We start from the raw sequence: 22,531 nt of genomic DNA, 5'->3' as shown, positions 1-22,531 counted from the left end.
CGGGTGGTCTGTGGTTCCGGATGCCGCGGGCGGCCGTCAGCCGCGAGTGGCGCGCCCCGGGATCGCGTCGAGGAGTTCCTGCGTGTACGCCTCGCGTGGATCGCGGAAGAGCCGCGAGGTCTCGCCCGCCTCGACCACGCGTCCGTCGCGCAGCACGATCACGTCGTGCGCGATGCGGCGAACGACGGCGAGGTCGTGCGAGATGAACAGGTAGCTCACCCCGAACTCGCCCTGGATCTCGGTGAGGAGCGTCAGGATCTGGTCCTGGATCGACACGTCGAGTGCCGAGACCGGCTCGTCGAGCACGACGAGGTCGGGCGCGAGCGCCAGGGCCCTGGCGATCGCGACGCGCTGCCGCTGCCCGCCCGAGAGCTCGGCCGGCTTGCGGTCGATCGTGCCCGCGGGCAGGGCGACGACGTCGAGCAGCTCCTCGACCCGACGGCGGCGCTCGGCGCGCGAACCGACGCCGAAGGCCTCGAGCGGGTCGGAGACGATGCGGCCGATCGGCAGGCGCGGGTTGAGCGACGCGTACGGGTTCTGGTGCACGAGCTGGGCCCGCCGGCGGAACCGCCGCACCGCGCCCGATCCGAGCGCGGAGAGGTCAACGCCGTCGAACTCCACGCTGCCCGAGGTCGCCTCGGCCAGGCGCAGCACGAGCCGCGCGGTCGTCGACTTGCCCGATCCGGATTCGCCGACGAGGGCGAGCGTGCGCCCGCGCGGGATCGCGAAGCTCACGCCGTCGACCGCGCGATGCACGCCTCCGCCGGCGGCCCGGGGCACCGGGAACTCCTTGACGAGGTCGTGGGCGACCACGAGCGGGGCGGATGCCGCGGCGAGCGCCTGCCCTGCCGCATCCGTCGCGCCTGCGGCATCGGCCGGCCCCGCGGCATCCGTGACCCGAACCTGCTCGGCGAACGGAGCGTCGAGGTCGAGGCTCGGAGCAGCCGCGATGAGCGCCCGCGTGTAGGGATGCGTGGGCGCGCCGAGCACCTCGGCCGGCGTGCCCTGTTCGACGACCTCGCCCTGCGACATGACGACGATGCGGTCGGCGCGGTCGGCTGCGACTCCGAGGTCGTGCGTGATGAGCAGCACGGCCGTGCCGAGGTCGTGCTTGAGCCGGTCGATGCGGTCGAGGATCTGCCGCTGCACGGTCACGTCGAGCGCACTCGTCGGCTCGTCGGCGATCACGAGGGCCGGGCGGGCGATCAGCGCGATCGCGATGAGCACGCGCTGCCGCATGCCGCCCGAGAGTTCGTGCGGGTACTGCTGCGCCTGGCGCTCGGGGTCGGGCAGTCCGGCTTCGGCGAGCGCGTCGATCGCTTGCGCCGCGGCCGTGCGCCGATCGGCGAGCCCGTGGATTTCGAGCACCTCGGCGACCTGGCGTCCGATGCGCTGCACGGGGTTGAGGCTCACGGTCGGGTCCTGCGGAACGAAGCCGATGGCCCGGCCCCGCAGCCCGCGCAGCTCGACGCGCGAGATCTTCGTGACGTCGCGCCCCTCGAAGCGGACGCTGCCGCGGGCGATCGACGCGGACGAGGGCAGCAGCTGCACGACGGCGTGGGCGGTCGTCGACTTGCCCGAACCCGACTCGCCGACGATCGCGACCGTCTCGCCGGCGTGGACCGTGAGGCTCGCGTCGCGCACGGCCTCGATCGTGCCGCTCGCCGTGCGGTAGCTCACGGCGAGGTTCGAGATCTCGAGCAGGGGCGTGCGCGGGGTGGCGGGCGGGTGCTCGGGTACGGCTGATGCGGCGCTCATCGCGTGCGCCTCCCTTCGGAGTCGAGGGCCCGCGAGACCCGGTTGGCGGCGAGCACGGTGGCGGCGATCACGAGGCCCGGGAAGGTCGTGAGCCACCACGCGTTGCGGAGGAAGTCGCGGCCTCCCGAGACGAGCGATCCCCACTCGGGCGCGGGCGGCGGAGCCCCGTAGCCGAGGAAGCTCAGGGCCGAGACCGCGAGGATCGCGCCGGCGAACTCGAGCACGGCGAGCACCAGCACGGGCCCGGCCGAGTTCGGCAGCACGTGGCGGAAGAGCACGCGGCCCCAACGGTCGCCCGAGGCCCTGGCGGCGTCGACGTAGACCGAGCTGCGCACGCGCAGCACCTCCGAGCGCGAGATGCGCGAGACGGTCGCGATGCTCGCGAAGCCGACCGCGACGGCGACGTTGATCGTGCCGAAGCCGAGCGCGGTGATGATCGCGAGGCTGAGCAGCAGCGCGGGGATCGCGAGCAGCACGTCGGCCAGTCGCATGACGGCCTCGTCGACGAACCGGCCGACGAATCCGGCGAGCAGGCCGAGCAGGGTTCCGACGACGAGTCCGACCGCGACGGCGATGCCCGCGGCCGAGAGCGTCAGGGCCGTGCCGTGCACGACGCGCGTGTAGAGGTCGCGGCCGAGCTGGTCGGTGCCGAACCAGTGCTCCGCAGAGGGGCCCTGCAGCCGGTCTGCGGGCACGCCGTCGAGCGGGTCGCCGGGAGCGAGCAGGTTCGGGGCGATCGCGGCGATGACGACGAGCACCAGCCACACGAGCGCGAGCAGCAGCACGGGCCGGCCGAGCACCTGCCTGATGCCGCGACCGGCGCGGAGGGCGGCGTCGGCCGAACGGCTGCGCACCGCGTCGGCGAAGCGCGCGTCGGCCGTGGCGGCGAAGACGTCCTCGGACTGCTCGTGCCGTTCGGGCACGAGGGCGGTCGTGTCGCTCATGCGGGCTCCCCCTGGGGTGAGACGGTCGACGTCGCGGTCGAGGCGGTGGCTCCGGATGCCGCGGGCGCGGGTCGTGCGCTCGGCACCGCCGCTGCGGCACGGCCTCGTCGACCGGCGGGCCCGCGCGCCGTGACGATGCGCGGGTCGAGCAGCGGCGCGACGAGGTCGACGGCGAGGTTGGCGAGCACGAAGGCGATCGCGGCGACGAGCACGACGCCCTGCACGACGGGCACGTCCTGCTGCTGCACGGCGCTCGCGGTCACGCGTCCGATGCCCGGGCGCGAGAAGACGGTCTCGGTCACGACCGTGCCCGAGAGCAGCTGTCCGACGATGAGGCCCGTGACGGTGAGCGCGGGCAGCGCGGCGTTCTTCAGCGCGTGGCCGAGGTGCACGCGAGCGCGGCTCGCGCCCTTCGCCCATGCCGTGTCGACGTAGGGCTCGCGCAGCGTGTTCGAGAGGCTCTTCGAGAGCAGCTGGGCGATCGTCGCGCCGGTCGGCAGCGCGAGCGTGATCGCGGGCAGCACGAGCGAGATGAAGCCGCGATCGCCCACGGCCGGGAAGATCGGCACCGTGAACGAGAACCACTGGATGAGCATGAGGCCGAACCAGAACGCGGGAACGGCGACGCCGAGCGGCGGCAGCCCGAGCACCACGTCGGCCAGCCAGCGGTGGCGCGTGTAGTTCGCCGCGATGGCGATGCCCGCCCCCGCGACGACGGCGATCACGAGCGCGAACGCGGCGATCGCGACGGTCGGCGGCAGCGCCTCGCCGATGATCTCGGTCACCGGCCGGCCCGTGACGATCGAGGTGCCGAGGTCGCCGCGCAGCACGGCGGCGAGCTGGTCGAGGTACTGCACGATGAGGGGGCGGTCGAGGCCGAGCTCGGCGCGCAGGGCGTCGAGCTGCGCCGGCGTGATGTCGTTCGCGTCCGCACCGGCGAGCAGGGTCACGGGGTCGCCGGGCAACGCGTAGAGCACGAGGAACGACACCGTGTACGCGGCCCACAGCACGCCGACGGCCTGCAGCAGGCGCAGCAGCACGTACCTGGCCATCAGGCGGCCTCCGTGCTCGCGCCGGCGATGAGGGCGCCATCGGTTCCGGATGCCGCGGCGGCGGCCGTGACATCCGGAACCGTCTTCGGCGCCCAGCCGAGCTCGGGCGCGATGAGCGAGGCGACGTCGTCGAGGATCTGCCGGTAGTCGTCGACCGAGAACTCGTACGGCAGCTCGAGCCGCAGGTCGGTCGCCGCGGCGACCACGGGGTCGGCGGCGAGCCGCTCGAGGATCTCCTCGGCCGTGCCGACCAGATCGGGTGCGAACTGCGTGAGGCGCTCGCCGTGGGCGATGCGCGTGCGCTCCTCGCGGCTCGCGCGGTACTCGGCGTATCTCGCCCTGGTCGCCCGGTCTGCGCCGTCGGTCGGCACAATCACCCGACCGAGCGCGACGCGCGGTGCGCCGGCGCCCCGGTACGCGTCGCGGTAGCGGGCGAGCACGTCGGCCTGCGTCGCGGCGAACGCGGCGGGTCCGCCCTCGGCGACGGGTCCGCCCGAGACGATGTTGCCGGTCAGGAGCCCGAGCCCGCGCTCGGCGGCCCACTCGGCCGAGCGTGCGGAGCCGGCGCCGATCCAGACGCGGTCGCGCAGGCCCGCGGCGAACGGCTGCAGGCGCGGCCGCTGCACGTTGCCCGGCGAGTGGATCACGGTGTCGGCGTCGCCGAGGAACCCGCCCGACAGGTTCTCGAGCAGCCGGTCGACGCGGGCGTGCGAGAAGTCCTGGCCGCTCCAGTCGCCGTCGAACACGCGCTCGCCGATGAGCTCGACGTGCGGCGGCCGCCCCGCGCTCACCCCGACCTCGAGGCGGCCGCCCGAGAGCACGTCGGCCGTCGAGAGGTCCTCGGCGAGGCGGAACGGGCTCTCGTAGCCGATCGGGATCACCCCGATGCCGAGCCGGATGCGGCTCGTGCGCTGCGAGGCCGCCGCGAGGAACACGGGCGCCGACGACACCCCGTGCTCGAGGTGCCGCTGGCGCACCCACGCTCCGTCGAACCCGAGGCGCTCGCCGTGCTCGAACAGGGCGAGGGTGTCCTCGAGGCCCTGCTCGGGGCGGGCGTCGTCGTAGTTGCCCGGGGTCAGGAACGCGATGGTCGAAAGGGTGCTCATGCCGCCACTGAACCGTCGGCCGCCGCCTTCGCCAAGCCGTGTCGCGAACCGTGACCGAAGGTGGCGCCGGGTGTCCTCGCGCGACGGCTCGTGACGGCGGCCGGCCGCACGGTGTGACCGCGTGTGACCTCGGCCGGCGGCATCCGATGAAGCCGTATGACCTTCGACTTCACCTCGTGACGGGCCGCCTTGCGAGGCCCACGGGCACGCGCGGAAGGTGAACGGCATGACTCGACGACCCACCATCGCCGTCGCGCTCGACGGGGCCGGATGGCACCCCGCCGCCTGGCGCGACCCGTCGGCCCGACCGGCCGAACTCTTCACCGCCCGGTACTGGCGCGACCTGGCGCAGTTCGCCGAACGCGCCGACGTCGACCTGGTCACCATCGAAGACGCGCTCGGCCTGCAGAGCTCGACGCTCTGGACGCCCGACGAGCGGACCGACCAGGTGCGGGGCCGCCTCGACGCCCTGCTCATCGCCTCGTTCGTCGCCCCCGTCACGAGCCGCATCGGCCTCGTGCCCACCGTGACGACCACGCACACCGAGCCGTTCCACGTCGCGACCGGACTGCAGACGCTCGACATCGCGAGCCGCGGACGCGCCGGCTGGCGCGCACAGCTCTCCGGCTCGCCGACCGAGGCGGCGCACTTCGGCCGTCGCACGCTGCCGCCCGTCGACATCGCCGCGCTGCAGGCCGGCGACTCCGAGCAGATCCGCCCCGGGTTCGACGAGGCCCGCGACGTCGTCGAGGTCGTGCGCCGCCTTTGGGACAGCTGGGAGGCGGACGCGATCATCCGCGATGCCGCCAGCGGCCGCTTCATCGACCGCGAGAAGATCCACGGCGCCGAGTTCTCGGGCGAGTGGTTCGACGTGCACGGCGCCTCGATCGTGCCGCGCTCGCCGCAGGGCCAGCCCCTCGTCGCGGTGCTCGCGCACCAGACCATCCCCTACGAGCTCGCCGCGACGAGCGCCGACCTGGTGTTCATCACGCCGCTCGACGACGCGCAGTCCGTCTCGATCCTCGCCGAGGTGCGCGACGCCGAGACCCGCACGGGGCGCACCGGCCGACCGCTGTCGGTGCTCGCCGAGGTGATCGTGGTGCTCGAGTCGACGCCGGCTGCGGCACGCGCCGCGCTCGAACGGCTCGACGAGCAGAACGGCTCGCCCCTGACATCCGACGCCCTGATCTTCGCGGGCACGCCCGAGCAGCTGCTCGAGCGCATCGACGCGTGGACCGCGCTCGGCTACGACGGCGTGCGCATCCGCCCCGCACGCCTGCCGCGCGACCTCGAGCAGCTCGCCGACTGGGTGCTGCCCGCACTCCCGCGAGCGGATGCCGCGGGCACGACCCTGCGCGAACGGCTCGGCTTCGAGCTGCCCGAGAACCGGTACACCGCGGCCCGTCGGGCCACCGGCGCCGCACGAACGAACGAGGAGGCCGCCTGATGGCTGCGAGCAAGCCGGCACCGTCCAAGCGCCAGGTGCACCTGGCCGCCCACTTCCCGGGCGTGAACAACACGACGCTCTGGGCCGACCCGCTGCACCGCAGCCAGATCGACTTCTCGGCGTTCGAGCACTTCGGCCGCACCGCCGAGCGCGGCCGCTTCGACTACGTGTTCCTCGCCGAGGGCCTGCGCCTGCGCGAGCACAAGGGGCAGCTGCACGAGCTCGACGTCGTGGGCCGCCCGAATACGCTCGCCGTGCTGACCGCGCTCGCCGCGGTCACCGAGCACATCGGCCTCGTCGGCACGCTGAACGCGACGTTCAACGAGCCCTACGAGCTGGCCCGTCAGCTCTCGACGCTCGACCACCTCTCCGGCGGCCGCGCCGGCTGGAATGTGGTGACGAGCTCGGACGCGTTCCACGGGGCGAACTTCCGCCGCGGCGGGTTCCTCGACCACGGCGACCGCTACCACCGCGCCAACGAGTTCGTGAGCCTCGCAAAGGAACTCTGGGACAGCTGGTCGGCCGACGCGATCGTCGCCGACCGGGCCTCGGGCCGCTTCCTCGCGTCGGATGCCTCGGACGAGGGAGTCGGCTCGGGCGCCTTCGCCCACCGCGGCCCGCAGTTCGACGTGCGCGGCCGGTTCACGACGCCCGCCAGCCCGCAGCGCTACCCCGTGATCGTGCAGGCCGGCGACTCGGCCGACGGCCGCGACTTCGCCTCCGAGCACGCCGAGGTGATCTTCTCCCGGCACAGCGCGTTCGACGAGGCGCGCGCGTTCTACGCCGACGTCAAGGGCCGCCTCGCGGGCTGGGGCCGCACCGAGGACTCGCTGAAGATCCTGCCCGCCGTGACCTTCGCGATCGGCGACACGCAGGCCGAGGCCGAGGAGGTCGCCCGCGAGACCTCGCTCGCACAGGTCACGCCCCGCAACGCGATCACGGTGCTCGAGCAGCTCTGGGGCACCGACCTCACCTCGTACGACGCCGACGGCCCGCTGCCCGCGTTCGATCCCGGCGAGGGCCCCGCCGACACCGTCGCGGGCACGATCACGAAGGGCTGGGCACCCCGCTTCCCGAACGCCGTGCAGATCGCCCAGGCCTGGCGCGCCCAGGCCGAGGCCGAGGGGCTCTCGATCCGCGAGCTCGTGATCAAGGTCGCCGGGCGCCAGTCGTTCATCGGCACGCCGTCGCACGTCGCCTCCGAGCTCGACCGCTACGTGCAGGAGCGCGCGACCGACGGGTTCGTCATCGTCGGCACGACCTCGCCGCACGGCCTCGACGCGTTCGTCGACCGCGTCGTGCCCGAGCTCCAGGAGCGCGGCGTCTACCGCACCGACTACAAGCCAGGCGCGACGCTGCGGCAGAACCTCGAGCTGCCCGAGCCGGGCGCGCGGGTCGCCTCCGTGCGCGAGGCCGAGGAGGTGCGTCGTGTCGGCTGAGCAGCGTGACGCCGCCGCGGGTGCCGCCGGTCGAGTAGCGGAGCGTATCGAGACCAGCGCCGCCACTCCCGCCACCACCTCCGCCCGCCGGGTCCCGCTCGCCGTCCTCGACCTCGTGCCGATCGCCGAGGGCTCGAACGCCGGCGAGGCGCTGCACCGCTCGATCGACCTGGCCCGCCGGGCCGAGGCCTTCGGCTACGCGCGCTACTGGCTCGCCGAGCACCACCTGAACCCGGGCGTCGCGGGTGCCGCGCCGCACACGTTCCTCGGCATCCTGGCCGCCTCGACCGAGCGCATCCGCGTCGGCACCGCGGCGACGATCCTCGGCAACTACGAGCCGCTCCAGGTCGCCGAGGCGTTCGGCACGGTCGCTGCGCTCTGGCCGGGCCGGGTCGACCTCGGGCTGGGCCGCAGCGGCCTCCCGCCCGCGAAGGCGGGTGCGCCGGATGCCGCGGCTCCCGCCGTCCCCGCCGCGGTTCCCGCCGCCCCACCGCTTCCCGCGGTGCCCGACGCGCCCGAGGCCGTGACGGAGCCCGCCCTGCCCGCACCCAACGAGGTGGTCGACGGACTCGTCGTGCCCCCGCAGCGCCCGTTCCGCTTCGACTCGGCGCGCTTCGCGCTCCAGGCGAGACTCCTCGGCCGCACGGTCGGCGACGCGGCCCGGTTCGCCGACGACGTCGACGCCCTGCGCGACTTCTTCGCCGGCCCGGTGCGCTACGCCGACGACACCCGCCCAGACGGCGTGATCGTGCAGGCGCAGCCCGCGACCGGCAACCCGGTCGAGCTCTGGGTGCACGGCTCGAGCGCGGGCGAGAGCGCGCGCCTCGCCGGTCGCCTCGGCCTGCGCTTCGGCGCGAACTACCACGTCGCGCCGAGCGGCGTGCTCGCGGCCGTGGCCGAGTACCGGGCGCACTTCCGCCCCTCGGCCGAACTCGAGCGTCCGCACACGATCGTGTCGGTCGACGTCGTCGTGGCCGAGACGGATGCCGAGGCGCAGCGCCTCGCCGCCGGCTATGCCGAGTGGGTGCTCTCGATCCGCGAGGGTCAAGGCGCCGTACCCTACCCGAGCCCCGAGCGCGCGACGCCCGACGCCGAGCTGTCGAGTATCGAGCTCGAAGCCGTGCAGGACCGCCTCGACACGCGCTTCGTCGGCTCGCCCGCGAGCGTCGTCGCGCAGCTCGAGACGCTTCAGCGCGCGACGGGCGCCGACGAGCTGCTCGTGACGACGATCACGCACGACCACGAGGCGCGCGTCGCCTCGTACCGCCTGCTCGCCGAGGCGTGGGGCGTCGAGGTCGCGAACTCCGCGAACTCCACGAACTCCGCGAACTCCGCGGACTCCGCCGCGTCGACGCACCCGGCACCCCGTGATCCGTCGAACCTCGCCCCTGGATCCGAAGGGAAGGGCGAGGATCGACGGATCGAGGCGGATGCCGCCGGCGAGCCGTCCGAGCTCGCAGTCGCCGCGGTCGGGGCGTGACGTCCGCCGCGCACGGCCTGCGGATCGGTGCCCGGCCCACGACGCCGAGCACCCTGCACCTGGACGCCGTCGCCCGCGAGGCCGAACGCCTCGCGGCGGCGGCTCCGCCCATCTCGTCGCCGCACGTCGGCGCATCGTCGGAGCTGCGCGCCGCCCTGGCGGTCTCCGTCGACGAGCTGGCGCCCGCCCTCGGCGGCCTGTCGGCGCACCTGTTCGCACTCGCCGAGCCCGGGTTCGCCGAGGTGAAGAGCGCGGCGGCCATCGTCGAGACGCTCGAGGCCCGCGGCATCCGTTCGGAGCTCGGGGTCTTCGGGCTTCCGACCGCGTTCGTCGCCGAGCTGTCCGCGGCATCGGACAGCGTCAGCGGCCCCGGCCCCGGCCCCGGCCCCGGCCCCGGCCCCGGCCCGACCGTCGCGCTGCTCGCCGAGTACGACGCCCTGCCCGGGGTCGGCCACGCTTGCGGGCACAACCTCATCGCCGCGGCATCCGTCGGCGCCTTCCTGGCCCTCGCCGAGGCGAGGCGGCAGAACCCGGCGAGCGTGCCCGGCCGCGTGCTGCTCATCGGCACGCCCGCCGAGGAGGGCGGCAACGGCAAGGAACTGCTCGCCCGCACCGGCGCGTTCGACGAGGTCGACCTCGCGGTCATGGCGCATCCGTTCGGCGCCGACCTCGCCGACCCCGTCTTCATCGGCCGGCGCATCGTGCGCATCGTCTACCACGGGGTCGCCGCGCACGCCGCGGCCGCGCCCTTCCAGGGCCGCAACGCGCTCGACGCCGCCGCCCTCAACTACCAGGCGGTCGGCCTGCTGCGGCAGCACCTGCCGCCGGGCGACCGCATCCACGGCGTGTTCATCGACGGCGGCGCCCGACCCAACGTCGTGCCCGAGCGCGCCGAGCTCGAGTACTACGTGCGCTCGCACGAGATCTCGACCCTGCGCGAGCTCTCGGCGCGCGTCGACGACATCGCCAACGGCATCGCGCTCGCGACCGGCACGGGCGTCGAGGTCACGTGGGATCCGCAGCCGTTCAGCCTGCCGATCCGCCACAACGGGCCGCTCGCCGCTCGCTGGGCGCTCGCGCAGGCCGAGCGCGGCCGACGCGTGCTGCGCGCCGCCGACGCGCCGGGTGCGCAGGCCGCGTCGACCGACTTCGGCAACATCAGCCAGCGCCTGCCCGGCATCCATCCCGTCATCGCGATCGCACCGCCCGAAATCGCGCTGCACACGCGCGAGTTCGCCGAGTACGCGGGCTCCCCCGCGTCGATCGAGGCGGTGACGGATGCCGCGTACGGCCTCGCGGCGACGGCCGCCGACGTGCTGGCCGACGCCGACCTGCTGGCCGACGTCCGCGCGGACTTCGCGGCGGCCGGCGGCCCGGTAGACGTCGAGCGGACGTTCGGGGCGGGTGCCTCGGAGTGAGGCCCGCGACATCCGCGACCCCCGTGAAACCTCGGGATCGCACCTCCGGGCGCGTGCTCGCGCTCGGCGTCTCGACGGGCTTCGTCACGATCATCGACCAGGCCGCCTTCTCGTTCGCCGTGCCCGGCCTGCGCGACGACCTCGGCGCCGACGCCGGGCAGGTGCAGTGGCTGGTCGCCGGGTACTCGCTCGCATTCGGCGCCGCGCTGCTGCCCGGCGGGCGGCTCGGCGACGTGTTCGGGCGCCGGGTGCCGTACCTCGTCGGACTGCTGCTCTTCGCGGTCGGCGGGGTCATCGCCGCGGGGGCCGGTGACGCGAACACGGCCGTCGTGGCCCGGCTCGTGCAGGGCCTCGGCGCCGGGCTCGTGAACCCGCAGGTGCTCGGGTACTTCCAGGACCTGTTCACGGGCCCCGCGCGGGCGAAGGCGCTCGGCGCCTACACGGTCGCGGGCTCGATCGCGGGCCTCGTGTCGCCGCCCGCCGCCGGGTGGATCCTCGCGACGGCCGCACCCGGGCTCGGCTGGCGGTTCGTCGTGCTGCTCTCGGTGCCCGTCGCGCTGGCGCTGTTCGTCGTCGGCCTCGCGGTGCTGCCGTCGGGGCGGTCGCGGGCGGCTGCGGCGGCTGCCGCGGCGGCGGCATCCGCGTCGAGGGGAACGGCGGCGACGCGCGGTGGGCGCGATAGTCGCGGCGGGCTCGACCTCGTCGGCCTCGCCCTGCTCATGGCCGCGATCCTCGCGCTGATGATGCCCGTCACCGCCGGGGTGCCCGGCGGCCCGCTCTGGCTCGTCGTCGCTGCGATCGCCGGCCTCGCGTTCACGGGTTGGGAGCGGCGCGTCACGCGCCGCGGCGGGTCACCGGTGCTCGACCCGGCGCTCGTGCGCTCCCGAGGCTTCATGCTCGGCACCGGGGTCGCGACGCTCATCTTCGGGGCGGGCCTCGGCCTCGGCATCGTCTCGACGCTCTACCTCATCGACGGCCTCGGGCTGCCGGCCCTCACGGCGGCGCTCCTGCTCGCGCCGCGCGCGCTCGGCATGGCCCTCGGCAGCATGCAGAGCTGGCGCGTCGCCACCAGGTTCGGGCGCCGCGGCATCACGTTCGTGCTCGCGGCCGGAGCCATGGCCGTCGCCGTCGAGGCGGCGCTGGTGTCAACGGGCTCGGAGGTGCTCGTACTCATCGCCCTCGTCGGCGTCGGCACGGTGCACGGCGTGCTGTACGGGCTCGCGATCCCGTCGAACCAGACCCTGACGCTCGACCACGCGCCGGCGCACGCGGCCGGCGTCGGTGCAGGGGTGCTCGCGCTCACCCAACGACTCGCGGGCGCCGTGTGCCTCGCGGTCGGCATCGGGCTGTTCCTCGCAGCTCCGACGCCGGCAGCGGGCTTCGCGACCGCCGCCGCGGTCTTCGCCGCGCTCTCGGCCGCGGCGGTCGCGATCTCGGCGTTCGACCGCGCCCCCGTGCGCGTGCATTGACGCGTGGGGCTCGCCCGTTACTGCTTCCGCACGCTTCCGCGCAGCACCGGATCGTTGATCCGTCGATCTTCGCCCGTCGAGGCATCCGGTCGGGCGAAGATCGACGGATCAACGGTTCCACGGATCAACGGATCGACGGATCAACGGATCAACGGCTCGACGGACCAACGGTTCGACGGGGCGCCCAGCCGGCCGCAACGCCGCCGCGGAGGCCATGCGGTTACGCCCCGTGACGCCCGCGCGAAACCTGCCGTCACGACCTCCGGAACACCCTTGCGACCTGCCTAGCATCTCCACATGACCGACACGCTGACCACCACGAACCCCGCCGCCGAGGCACCTGCCGCAGACGCGGCATCCGTCGCCCCCGAGGCATCCGTCACCCCCGTTGTCGCACCCGCCGCAGCGCAGACCGCCTCGATCGACCGCGCCGCCTTCGCCCGCGAGTGGGAGGAGTGGCACCGCGCCCACGAGGCGTTGCGTGCGAGCGGACACGGGTTCCTCGCGGTGACCGGCCTGCACTGGCTCGGAGCCGAGCCGCAGCGCCTCGACGGCACGCCGGGCCTCTGGTCGACGAGCGACGCTGGCCCGGTCGTCGTGCTCGACGAGGGCGAGGTGCTCGAGCTCGACGGCGTCGCGCTCGAGGGCCGCCACGAGTTCGGCCCGATCCCCGAGCGCGGCGGGCTCACGCTCCGCTCGGGCGACCTCGCGATCGAGCTCGCGCGCCGCGGCGGCAACGACATCGTGCGCCCTCGCGACCCGGCGTTCCCGTTCCTCGCCGCCTACGCAGGCACGCCCACGTACCTGCCGAACCCGCGCTGGCTCGCCTACGGCCGCTTCGTGCCGTTCGACGCGCCACGCGAGGTCACGGTCGACGCCGCCGTCGAAGGTCTGCAGCACGTCTACGAGGCGCCGGGCGAGGTCGAGTTCGAGCTCCGCGGCGAGACGTTCCGCCTCATCGCGTTCAACGGCCACGCGCCTGGCAGCCTCTTCGTGCTGTTCACGGATGCCACGAGCGGGCTCACCACGTACACCGCCAACCGCAGCCTCGCCATCGACGCGCCCGCCGAAGACGGCTCGGTGCTCCTCGACTTCAACCGCGCGGTCAACCTGCCGTGCGCCTACACCGACTACGCGACGTGCCCCCTGCCGCCCGCCGGCAACCAGCTGCCGGTCGGCATCGAGGCCGGCGAGAAGACGCCGCTCGCGCGGGTCGAGGCAGCAAGCGCAACGGCGACAAGCGCAACGGCGACGAGCCCGGCGGCGACGAGCTCGGAGGCCTGAGCCGTGCGGTTCCAGCTGCTCGACATCGTCCCGCACGTCGAGAACCCGGTCACGGGCCGGCTCGTCAGCGCGGCCGAGCGCCTCGACCAGACCGTCGAGTCCGCCCGCCGCGCCGAGCGCCTCGGGTTCGACGCGTTCTCGGTCGGCGAGCGCCACGCCGGTCATTTCCTGTCGTCGTCGCCGACCGTGCTGCTCGGCGCGATCGCCGCGACGACCTCGCGCATCCGCCTGCACTCGGGCGTCACGGTGCTCTCGGTGCTCGACCCGGTGCGCGTCGCCGAGGACTACGCGACGATCGACCAGCTCTCGCGCGGCCGCCTCGAGATCACGATCGGCAAGGGCAACGAGGTCGCCCAGTTCCCGCTGTTCGGGCTCGAGATCGACGACCAGTGGGAGCTCCTCGCCGACAAGTACGCGCTGCTGCGCCGCCTCTGGCGCGAGACCGACGTCGACTGGCAGGCCACGCCGTACACGCGCGCCCAGCACGCGACGACGACCCTCCCCCGCCCGTTCGCCGGCGCCCCGCGCGTCTGGCACGGGTCGGCCACGACCCTGGCGAGCGCCGCCCTCGCGGCCAAGTGGGGCGACCCGCTGTTCAGCGCGAACGCGATCCAGCCGCTGCAGAACTACGCGGTGCTCGTGCGGCACTACCGCGACGAGTACGCGAGGCACGGGCACGACCCGCGCTTCGCGTACGTGGGCGCCGGATCGGGCTCGCTCTTCATCGCCGATACGACCCAGCAGGCCAAGGAGCTCTACGGCCCCGTCTACGATGCTCTGGTGGCAGCCACCAACGTTCCGGGCAACAACACCCCCTTCCGCGACATCGATCACGCCATCGCCGAGGGGCCGGCGCTCGTCGGCAGCCCGCAGCAGGTCATCGACAAGATCGGCCGGTTCCACGAGGCGCTCGGCCACGACCTGCAGTCGGTGAGCCTGCCCACGACGCTGCCCGTCGAGCAGCAGCACGAGCAGCTCGACCGCCTCGCCTCCGAGGTTTTCCCGGCGCTCCGGCGCGAGCTGCCCACGACCCTGTGGGGCGAGGGCGACCCGTACGCGGCGCGACCGGCCTTCGCCGGCGGTTCCGAGGCGGATGCCGCGGCGGCCGTCGAGGCGTCCTGCACCGTTCGCGAGCCGGTGGCCGCCTGATGGCCGGGGCGACCGCGTTCACGATCCGCGCCGCGCGACTCGAGGAGGTCCCGGCCGTCGCCGAGCTGACCCACCGGGCGTTCGCGGCCGGCCCGTACGGGCACCTGCCCGTCTCGGCCGAGCGGCGCGCCCTCGTGGACGCGGTCGCCGAACGCGCGGCCGACGGCGCCGTCCTCGTCGCCGTCGAAGACGGCCCCGGTAGCAGCGTCGGGCGAGCGGATGCCTCGGGCGGCCGCCTCCTCGGAACCGTCAGCCTCGTGCGCGCAGGCTCCCCGCAGTCCCGGCTCGCCGTGGGCGACGAGGCCGAGCTGCGCCTGCTGGCCGTCGCCCCCGAGGCGCGCGGAAGCGGCCTCGGCGAGGCGCTCGCCCTCGCCGCGCAGGAGGAGGCGCTCACCTGGGGCGCCTCCGCGGTCGTGCTCGACACGGGCACGCTCAACCACACCTCGCAGCGGCTCTACGAACGGCTCGGCTACGAGCGGTTCACGCCGACCGCGTCTGGAACGACGACGGATGCCGCGGCATCCGCCCCTGCCGATTCGGCCGCCCCGACCGACGGCGCGCCGTCGAACGCCCGGCCGCCCGCGGCATCCGAAGACCAGATCGACCACATCGACTACCGACTGCCGCTGCGCGACCGCGACGACCTCGTGATCAGGCTCGTGCGCGACGACGAGGTCGACGCCGTCGCGGCGCTGTCGGTGCGGGCGTACGAGTACGCGTACGAGCTCTCCGACGAGTACCGCGCCTCGATCGCCGACGTCGCGCCGCGCGCGCTCGAGCACCAGGTCTGGGTCGCCGCCGACGCGGCCAGCGGCGAGCTGCTCGGCAGCGTCGCCACGCCTCGCCGCGGCAGCACCATCTCGCCGCTGGCCCAGCCCGGCGAGCTCGACTTCCGCCTGCTCGCCGTCGACCCGCCCGCCCGCGGACGCGGCGTCGGCGAGGAGCTCACGCGACTCGCCATCGAGCTCGCACGCCTGCGCGGCCTCGACCGCGTCGTCATGAACAGCGGACCGCAGATGACCGGCGCCCACCGCCTCTACGCGAAGCTCGGCTTCGACCGCCTGCACGAGCGCGAGCGCGAGATCGTCGACGGCGACCGGCGTTTCCGCCTGCTCGCGTTCACGATCGACGTGCCGCACGCGCTTCGCGTGCCGCGTTCGGCCGACGAGACGACCGCCGCATGACCGACCACGACGTCATCGTCGTCGGCGGAGGCGCCATGGGCTCGGCCGCCGCCTGGCAGCTCGCCTCACGCGGACGCGACGTGCTGCTGCTCGAGCGCTTCGCCGCCGGGCACGCGAACGGCGCCTCGCACGGCGCCAGCCGCAACTTCAACGTCTCGTATGCGGATGCCGCGCACGTCGCCCTGCTCGTCGAAGCCGGCCGGCAGTGGCGAGAGCTCGAGGCTGAGACCGGCACGAGCCTGCTCGCCCAGGTCGGCATCGTGAACCACGGCGACCACCCCGACCTCGATCTCGTGCACGAGGCGCTCGGAGCCGTCGGCATCCCGAGCGAGTTCCTGCCCGCGTCGGAGGCCGGTGCGCGCTGGCCCGGGCTCCGCTTCGCGACGCGCGTGCTGCACACGCCCACCGCCGGACGGCTGAACGCCGACGCCTCGGTGCACGCGCTGCAGCAGGCGGCCGCAGCCCGAGGCGCCGAGGTGCGCCACGAGGCGCCCGTGCGCGGCATCCGCGTGCTCGACGACGACCTCGTCGAGGTGACGCTCGACGATGCCGCAAGGACCGTGCTCACGGCACGTCGTGTGGTCGTGGCCGCCGGCGCCTGGACCTCGAAGCTCGTCGGCGGCCTGCTTCGGTTGCCCGCGCTCGTCGTCACGCAGGAGCAGCCCGGGCACTTCGCCGCGATCGACACGTCGTTCGAATGGCCCGGATTCAACCACCGCCCGGGCCCCGGCGACGAGTGGTGGTACTCGGGCGTCTACGGCATGCTCACGCCCGGCGAGGGCGTCAAGGCCGGCTGGCACGGCACCGGCCCCGTCGTCGACCCCGACCACCGCGACTTCACGGCCGAGCCCGTGCAGTTCGAGGCGCTGCGCCGCTACGTGCGCGAGTGGATCCCCGGAGCAGACGCCGACGCCGCCCGCGCCATCAGCTGCACGTACACGACGAGCCCCGACTCGGTGTTCGTGCTCGACGCGGTCGGCCCGCTCGTCGTGGCCGCCGGCTTCTCGGGCCACGGCTTCAAGTTCACGCCCGCCATCGGCCGTGTGCTCGCCGACCTCGCCGAGGGTCGCCCCTCCCCCGAGCCGTTCCGCCTCGCCCGCTTCGCCTGACACTGACAGCGGCGCTTCACCCCCGCGGTCGGAGTACGTCGAGTCTCGAGCGCTAGCCGACCTTGGGCAGCAACCGGCCGCTCGTGCGGTACCAGGCGACCTCCCCGCTCGGGCCGCGCACGAAGTCGGAGCGGGGCGAGAGCGGGCTCGCGCCCACCACGTGGTCGTCGCGGGAGAAGTCCACGTACTCGGGCGGCGCTGCGTCGGACACCGTGCCATCCGGGTTCAGTGGGCGGATGCGCAGCCGGCCGTTCTCGCCGGCGAACTCGAGCGTGACCCTCGCCGTGCTGCCGTCGGGCCCGATCTCGGCGAGGGCGTACCGACCTTCGTAGGGGGCCAACTGCGCAGCGGTCCTGCTCTCGGGATCGGCCGGCAGGTTGTGGACGCCGGCGAACCGCGACAGCGCCCAGTCGTCTTGGAAGAAGGTGCTCAGGAGCTTCGGGCCGTCCTCGGAGTTCGTGAGCATGGCGATGCCGAAATTCCGCTCGGGAACGAAGAGGAACCCGCTGTGCTGCCCGGGCCAATCGCCGCCGTGCTGCACGACGGGGACCCCTTCGGCCGTCGGTCGCACCCGGAGGCTGACGGCGTACCCGTCGATCTCGATGAAGATCGTTCCGCCCGGGCCCGGATCCGAGTGCATCGCCTCGAGCGAAGCGGGGCTGAGGATGCGACGGCCGTCGAGCGCGGCGCCGTCGCCCAAGTGGAAGCGCAGGTAGCTCAGTTGGTCGCGAGCGCTCGAGATGAGGGCGCCGGTCGGGTTGAGCGACCTCGGGACGTACCAGAAGGACGGGTCCAGCACCGCCTTGCCGTCGACCACGTCGTGCGCGCCGGTGAAGGTGTGTCCGACGAGGTCGTCGGTGAAGAACCGGGTCTGGTCGAGCCCCAGCGGGTCGAGCACGAGCTCCTGCATGGCCTGCTCGAAGGTCGTTCCGTGCACCTTCTCCACCACGCGGCCCGCGAGCACGACGGCGGCGTTGTTGTAGAAGAACGTGGACCCGAGCGGCGTCAACTGCGGAAGGCCGGCCATGCTCGCCACGTAGCGCTCGATCGCGTCGTCACTCCGCCCGAAGTCCTGCAGGTCGTCGCCGAACCAGCCGGCGGTGTGGTTCAGCAGGTGCCGTACGGTCACGTTGGCCGCCACGTCCTGGTCGACGACGGTGAACTCCGGCACGTAGGTGCGCACGGGCGAGTCGAGGTCCACCTTGCCCGCATCGACCAAGCGCATCATCGCGGTGCCGGTGAACGTCTTGGTCGTCGATCCGATGCGGAACAGTGAGCGCTCGTCCACCGGCACGGGCGCGTCGACGCTCGTGATCCCATAGCCGCGCACATGCTCGTTCCCGTTGTGCAGGACCGCCACCGCGACGCCGGGCACCGCGTACTCCTCCATCGCCGACCGGATCTTGGCGTCGAGCTCGGCGAAGAGGGCGTCGGACGCGCTGGGCGACGAGGCATCCGTCGGGCCGATGCTCCCGGTCGGGCTCGAAGCATCCACCTCCTCCGCGGTGCATCCCGCCACCACCGTGCCGGCCGCGACGATGGCAACCAGATCAGCGGATCTCCGCAGCATCGACCGCCTCGACATCATCCACGAGGCAGTCGGAACTTCGTCGTCCAGCAGGCCCATCGTCGCCTCCTCGCGCCGAGTCTGGCAGAGGCTCCTCTGCCGGCGCGACCACCGTTCAGGGGCCGCTGCACGGCGACCAGGCCCTCGTGCTCGATCAGGAGCAACGACGCGACGGCAGGATTCGAACCTGCGAATGGCGGGCTATGAGTCCGCTCCCTTTGACCGCTTGGGTACGCCGCGATGTGGAGTTCGTTCCGCACGCCCCGACCTGCCGCATCGGCGGCGACCAGGAGAAGCAGGATGCCGCGCAGCCACCCGCTGCGCGGCATCCCCCGTCATCCGAGCTTCTGCCTCACTCGGACTTCGGCAACCCCGGAGGGTTGATCTCGGAGGCGTCGACCGCCTCGCTGGTCAGCGCCCAACGGTCGAGCACCTCGTCGTAGGTGCCGTCGTCGATGATCGACTGGAGCACGAGCTGCACGGGCTCGATGAGGCCGTTGCCCTTGGCGGTGCCTGCGGCGATCGGCGCGGTCTCGGGCCATCCGCCGTTCAGGGTGCCGACGAGCTTCGTCTCACCGGTCGTGGCCGCCTGGTAGGCGGAGGTGGCGTTCGGGCCGAAGGTCGCGTCGACACGTCCGGAGGTGAGGGCGAGCGTCGCCGCGGCCTGGTCGTCGTAGTAGACGAGTTCTGCGGGCTCTTCGCCGTCGGCCTCGAGCTCCTCGTTCCAGGCAAGCAGGATCTTCTCCTGGTTGGTGCCCGAGCCGACGACGATCGACAGGCCGGAGATGTCGGCGGCCTCGGAGATCGAGTCGATCTCGCTGTCGGCCTTCACGTAGAAGCCGAGCAGGTCCTGACGGTAGCTCGCGAAGTCGTAGAGCTCCTTGCGTTCCTCGGTCACGGTCACGTTCGACGCGATGAGGTCGTACTTGCCCGACTGGATGCCGAGGGGCCAGTCGGCCCAGTTCACGGCGACCGGGTTGTACTCGAGGTCGAGGCCGTCGGCGACGAGCGCGCCGAAGTCCGCCTCGCTGCCGATGATGGTGGTGTCGTCGTCGGAGGCGAGCACGCCGAGCGGGGCCGCGAACGGCGAGATCGCGACGGTCAGCTTGCCGGCCTCGATCGGCTCGAAGCCGCTCTCCTTCAGCGCCTCGACCGCGGCGGCGACCGGCTCGATGGAGGGCCGGTCGGCCGCGTTCTGCGACGTGAGGTCGAACTGCGTCGAGGCCTCGACCTGCTCCTCGGTGCCGGCCTTCGCGCCGCTGTCGGCCGCCTCGGCCGAGTTGTTGCCGGCCAGGACGGCCCACGTGATGCCGCCGCCGATGAGGGCCACCGCCGCGACGCCCGCGACGATCACCCCCGCCTGCTTCTTGTTGATCGCCATGATGGATGCTCCTAGTGTCGAACTGTTCCGATTGCCGGACGGTTTCTCGGTTCGCCCGGTGCGGCACTGCCATGCCGCACCGGGGCTTGTCTTGCTCGCGGCGCCCGACACGAGGTCGGGACGTGCCCGACACGAGGTCGGGCTCGGTGCCCGGTGCTAGAGCACCTTCGCGAGGAAGTCTCTGGTGCGCTGCTGCTTCGGCGAGCGCAGCACCTGCACGGGTGGGCCCTGCTCGACGATCTCGCCGCCGTCGAGGAAGACGACGCGGTCGGCCACCTCGCGGGCGAAGCCGATCTCGTGCGTCACGACGATGAGCGTCGTGCCGTCGCGGGCGAGTCCGCGGATCACGTCGAGCACCTCGCCGACGAGCTCTGGGTCGAGTGCGCTGGTCGGCTCGTCGAAGAGCAGCACCTTCGGCGACAGGGCGAGGGCCCGCGCGATCGCGACGCGCTGCTGCTGCCCGCCCGAGAGCTGCCGCGGGTAGTGGTCGACCTTGTCGGCCAGGCCGACCCGTGCGAGCAGCGCCTTGGCGAGCTCGCGGGCCTCGGGCTTCGAGAGCCGCCCGAGGGCGACGGGCGCCTCGACGATGTTCTCGATCGCCGTGAGGTGCGGGAACAGGTTGAAGTTCTGGAAGACGAGCCCGAACTGGGTGCGCCGCCGCAGGATCTCGGCCTCGCGCAGCTCGTACAGCTTGCCGCCGCGCTCCTCGTAGCCGATGTACTGGCCGTCGAGCGTGATCGATCCGCGGTCGACGGTCTCGAGGTGGTTGATCGTGCGCAGCAGGGTCGACTTGCCCGAGCCAGAGGGGCCGATGAGCGCGACGACCTCGCCGGGCCTGATGTCGAGCGACACGTCGCGCAGCACGGTGTTCGCACCGTACGACTTCGAGACGTCGCGGATCTCGACGCGTCCGACGGTCGTCGTCGGCCGCGGCGCGATGGGCACGTTGCCGTCGAACGACGGGGCGAGGGCCTGGCTCATCGGGTGCCTCCGTTGCGGTGGTGGTCGGCGGTCGAGACGAGGGCGGATGCCGCGTCCGCGCGTTCCGCGTCGGCACCGCCACGGGTGGCGGCCACGAGGGGTGCGGATGCCGCATCCGCATGCCGTTCGCCTGGCGCCCGCTCCTCGGGCGGCCGGGTCGAGCCGGGCGCGCCGCCCGCGGCATCCGCCCCGCCGCCCTGTTCGGGACCGCCGTCGCCGAGGCGCGCCCACTGCTCGGACGCCCAGCGCCGCGCCTTCTGGATCGGCGTGGGGGGCAGCTCGCGCACCGCGCCGCGGGCGTAGCGCCGCTCGACGTAGAACTGCGCGATCGAGAGCACGGTCGTGATGATGGCGTACCAGACGACCGCGACGAGCAGCATCGGGATCACGCGCTGGTTGCGGTTGTAGATGACCTGCACGGTGTAGAACAGCTCGGGCAGCGCGACGATGAAGACGACCGAGGTGCCCTTCACGAGCCCGATGACCTCGTTGAACGCGTTCGGCACGATCGCCCGCGCCGCCTGCGGCAGCGTGATGCGGAAGAAGCGGATGCGGCGGGGCAGGCCGAGCGCGGCGGCCGCCTCGAGCTGGCCCTGGTCGACCGACAGGATGCCGGCGCGGATGATCTCGGCCGAGTACGCCGCCTGGTGCAGCGAGAGGCCGATGGTGGCCGCGGCGAACGCGCTGATGAGCGTGGTCGTCGGGAACTCGACGAGCCAGAAGTCGGTCGTGAACGGGGTGCCGAGCCCGAGCGTCGGGTAGAGGTACCCGAGGTTGTACCAGACCAGGATCTGCACGACGAGCGGCACCGACCGGAAGAACCAGATGTACCACCAGGCGGCCGCGTTCAGCAGCGGCGACTTCGACAGGCGGAACACCGCGAGCACCGCGCCGAGCACGAACCCGATCACGCCCGAGATGACCGTCAGCTGCAGCGTGAGCACGAGCGCGTTCAGCACCGACGGCGCGAAGAAGTACTCGGCGAAGACGTCCCACTGCCACTGCGGGTTCACCGCGAGCGACCAGACGAACTGCAGCACGAGGAACACCACGACGGCCGAGAGCGCCCAGCGGCCCCAGTGCTTGACCGGGACGACCTTCAGGCCGTGCTCGAACTCCGGACGAGCGGATGTCGCGCTCACGCGATCACGCCCTCGGGAGTGCGGGCGATGCCCGACTCGACGCCGACGCCGACGCCGACGCCCGCGAGCCGCTTGCGGAACGCGTGGATGCCGACCTCCGCCGGCGGCAGCTTCGGGTCGAACTGGGGCTCGTAGCCCGTGCGCAGGTAGAGCGCAACGGCCTCCGGCTGTCGCGGGCCAGTGGTGAGGAAGATGTCGGTGTAGCCCTGGCGGCGAGCCTCGGCCTCGAGGGCGGCGACGACCTCGCCGGCGAGGCCGCGGCCACGGCGGTCGGCGCGCGTCCAGATGCGCTTGAGCTCGGCCGTGTGGTCGTCGTAGCGACGGAACGCGCCGCCCGCGATGGGCGTCTCGACGCCGTCGACGAACTCGACGAGCACGAGGAAGGCGCCGTGCGGGAGTGCGAACTCCTGCACCGGGTAGCGGTTGAGCTCGACGCTCGCGACTTCGCCGAAGAGGTCGCCGTAGCGTTCGTCGTACTCGCGCTCGAGGTCGTCGAGCAACGGCTTGGCCAGCGGATCGTCCGCGGCGATGAATCGCACGATCGTGTCGCTCATCGGTGCCTCCTTCGCGTGTCGGCCGGGGCGGTTCCCCGGGGTGTGCACGAAGGTACGAAGGCGTGCC

Annotated in this window: 18 protein-coding genes and 1 tRNA gene; 9 read left to right on the top strand and 10 right to left on the bottom strand. The window is 73.2% G+C overall.

What is annotated here, in order from left to right; translation table 11 throughout:
- Positions 1–36: 36 nt before the first annotated feature.
- Genes BM342_RS03505 through BM342_RS03490 form a run of 4 tightly spaced genes read right to left on the bottom strand, consistent with a single transcriptional unit; the run spans position 37 to position 4,860 of the window.
- A complete protein-coding gene (locus BM342_RS03505; protein WP_092964106.1) occupies positions 37–1,758 on the bottom strand; it encodes a dipeptide ABC transporter ATP-binding protein in 1,722 nt (573 codons plus the stop codon).
- The gene (locus BM342_RS03500; protein ID WP_092964105.1) at positions 1,755–2,702 is read right to left on the bottom strand and encodes an ABC transporter permease; all 948 of its coding nucleotides are present in this window, start codon (positions 2,700–2,702) and stop codon (positions 1,755–1,757) included. Before BM342_RS03500 ends, BM342_RS03505 begins: the two co-directional genes overlap by 4 nt.
- On the bottom strand, positions 2,699–3,754 hold the full coding sequence (locus BM342_RS03495) for an ABC transporter permease (RefSeq protein WP_092964104.1): 1,056 nt from the start codon (positions 3,752–3,754) through the stop codon (positions 2,699–2,701). Before BM342_RS03495 ends, BM342_RS03500 begins: the two co-directional genes overlap by 4 nt.
- The gene (locus BM342_RS03490; protein WP_092964103.1) at positions 3,754–4,860 is read right to left on the bottom strand and encodes an LLM class flavin-dependent oxidoreductase; all 1,107 of its coding nucleotides are present in this window, start codon (positions 4,858–4,860) and stop codon (positions 3,754–3,756) included. The genes BM342_RS03495 and BM342_RS03490 overlap by 1 nt, the downstream gene beginning before the upstream one ends.
- Positions 4,861–5,086: 226 nt before the next feature.
- Here BM342_RS03490 and BM342_RS03485 point away from each other — a divergent pair, with 226 nt between their 5' ends.
- The 9 genes from BM342_RS03485 (at position 5,087) to BM342_RS03445 (ending at position 16,839) form a co-directional block, all read left to right on the top strand.
- On the top strand, positions 5,087–6,307 hold the full coding sequence (locus BM342_RS03485; RefSeq protein ID WP_092964102.1) for an LLM class flavin-dependent oxidoreductase: 1,221 nt from the start codon (positions 5,087–5,089) through the stop codon (positions 6,305–6,307).
- Positions 6,307–7,746: an NtaA/DmoA family FMN-dependent monooxygenase gene (locus BM342_RS03480; protein WP_092964101.1), complete on the top strand. Its 1,440-nt coding sequence runs from the start codon at positions 6,307–6,309 to the stop codon at positions 7,744–7,746. The genes BM342_RS03485 and BM342_RS03480 overlap by 1 nt, the downstream gene beginning before the upstream one ends.
- Complete coding sequence (locus tag BM342_RS03475) at positions 7,736–9,226, top strand: LLM class flavin-dependent oxidoreductase (protein WP_092964100.1); 1,491 nt, start codon at positions 7,736–7,738, stop codon at positions 9,224–9,226. The genes BM342_RS03480 and BM342_RS03475 overlap by 11 nt, the downstream gene beginning before the upstream one ends.
- On the top strand, positions 9,223–10,644 hold the full coding sequence (locus tag BM342_RS03470; protein ID WP_255368481.1) for a M20 family metallopeptidase: 1,422 nt from the start codon (positions 9,223–9,225) through the stop codon (positions 10,642–10,644). The genes BM342_RS03475 and BM342_RS03470 overlap by 4 nt, the downstream gene beginning before the upstream one ends.
- Before the next feature lie 23 nt (positions 10,645–10,667).
- The gene (locus tag BM342_RS03465; protein ID WP_177232045.1) at positions 10,668–12,113 is read left to right on the top strand and encodes an MFS transporter; all 1,446 of its coding nucleotides are present in this window, start codon (positions 10,668–10,670) and stop codon (positions 12,111–12,113) included.
- A 297-nt stretch (positions 12,114–12,410) separates the two neighbouring features.
- Complete coding sequence (locus tag BM342_RS03460) at positions 12,411–13,397, top strand: DUF1684 domain-containing protein (RefSeq protein WP_092964098.1); 987 nt, start codon at positions 12,411–12,413, stop codon at positions 13,395–13,397.
- Positions 13,398–13,400: 3 nt separating this feature from the next.
- Positions 13,401–14,546: an LLM class flavin-dependent oxidoreductase gene (locus tag BM342_RS03455; RefSeq protein WP_092964097.1), complete on the top strand. Its 1,146-nt coding sequence runs from the start codon at positions 13,401–13,403 to the stop codon at positions 14,544–14,546.
- Positions 14,546–15,730 carry a GNAT family N-acetyltransferase gene (locus BM342_RS03450; protein WP_092964096.1) on the top strand — a complete coding sequence of 395 codons (1,185 nt, stop codon included), beginning with the start codon at positions 14,546–14,548 and terminating at the stop codon, positions 15,728–15,730. The genes BM342_RS03455 and BM342_RS03450 overlap by 1 nt, the downstream gene beginning before the upstream one ends.
- Positions 15,727–16,839: an FAD-dependent oxidoreductase gene (locus tag BM342_RS03445; protein WP_092964095.1), complete on the top strand. Its 1,113-nt coding sequence runs from the start codon at positions 15,727–15,729 to the stop codon at positions 16,837–16,839. The genes BM342_RS03450 and BM342_RS03445 overlap by 4 nt, the downstream gene beginning before the upstream one ends.
- Before the next feature lie 52 nt (positions 16,840–16,891).
- Here BM342_RS03445 and BM342_RS03440 read toward each other — a convergent pair whose 3' ends face one another.
- From BM342_RS03440 to BM342_RS03415, 6 genes are all read right to left on the bottom strand, one after another.
- The gene (locus tag BM342_RS03440) at positions 16,892–18,334 is read right to left on the bottom strand and encodes a serine hydrolase domain-containing protein (protein ID WP_218154890.1); all 1,443 of its coding nucleotides are present in this window, start codon (positions 18,332–18,334) and stop codon (positions 16,892–16,894) included.
- A gap of 238 nt (positions 18,335–18,572) precedes the next feature.
- Positions 18,573–18,646: transfer RNA gene (locus tag BM342_RS03435), tRNA-Met, on the bottom strand.
- Positions 18,647–18,758: 112 nt separating this feature from the next.
- Positions 18,759–19,787 carry an ABC transporter substrate-binding protein gene (locus BM342_RS03430; protein WP_092964094.1) on the bottom strand — a complete coding sequence of 343 codons (1,029 nt, stop codon included), beginning with the start codon at positions 19,785–19,787 and terminating at the stop codon, positions 18,759–18,761.
- A gap of 156 nt (positions 19,788–19,943) precedes the next feature.
- On the bottom strand, positions 19,944–20,768 hold the full coding sequence (locus tag BM342_RS03425; protein ID WP_092964093.1) for an amino acid ABC transporter ATP-binding protein: 825 nt from the start codon (positions 20,766–20,768) through the stop codon (positions 19,944–19,946).
- Positions 20,765–21,910 (bottom strand): amino acid ABC transporter permease, encoded by a 1,146-nt coding sequence (locus tag BM342_RS03420; RefSeq protein WP_092964092.1) that lies wholly within the window; start codon positions 21,908–21,910, stop codon positions 20,765–20,767. The genes BM342_RS03425 and BM342_RS03420 overlap by 4 nt, the downstream gene beginning before the upstream one ends.
- Positions 21,907–22,464 (bottom strand): GNAT family N-acetyltransferase, encoded by a 558-nt coding sequence (locus tag BM342_RS03415; protein WP_092964091.1) that lies wholly within the window; start codon positions 22,462–22,464, stop codon positions 21,907–21,909. Before BM342_RS03415 ends, BM342_RS03420 begins: the two co-directional genes overlap by 4 nt.
- Positions 22,465–22,531: the final 67 nt, after the last annotated feature.

Origin of the sequence: Agromyces sp. CF514 (assembly GCF_900113185.1) — a bacterium.
Taxonomy (GTDB): Bacteria; Actinomycetota; Actinomycetes; order Actinomycetales; family Microbacteriaceae; genus Agromyces.
This window is presented reverse-complemented; position numbering and strand designations above follow the sequence as displayed.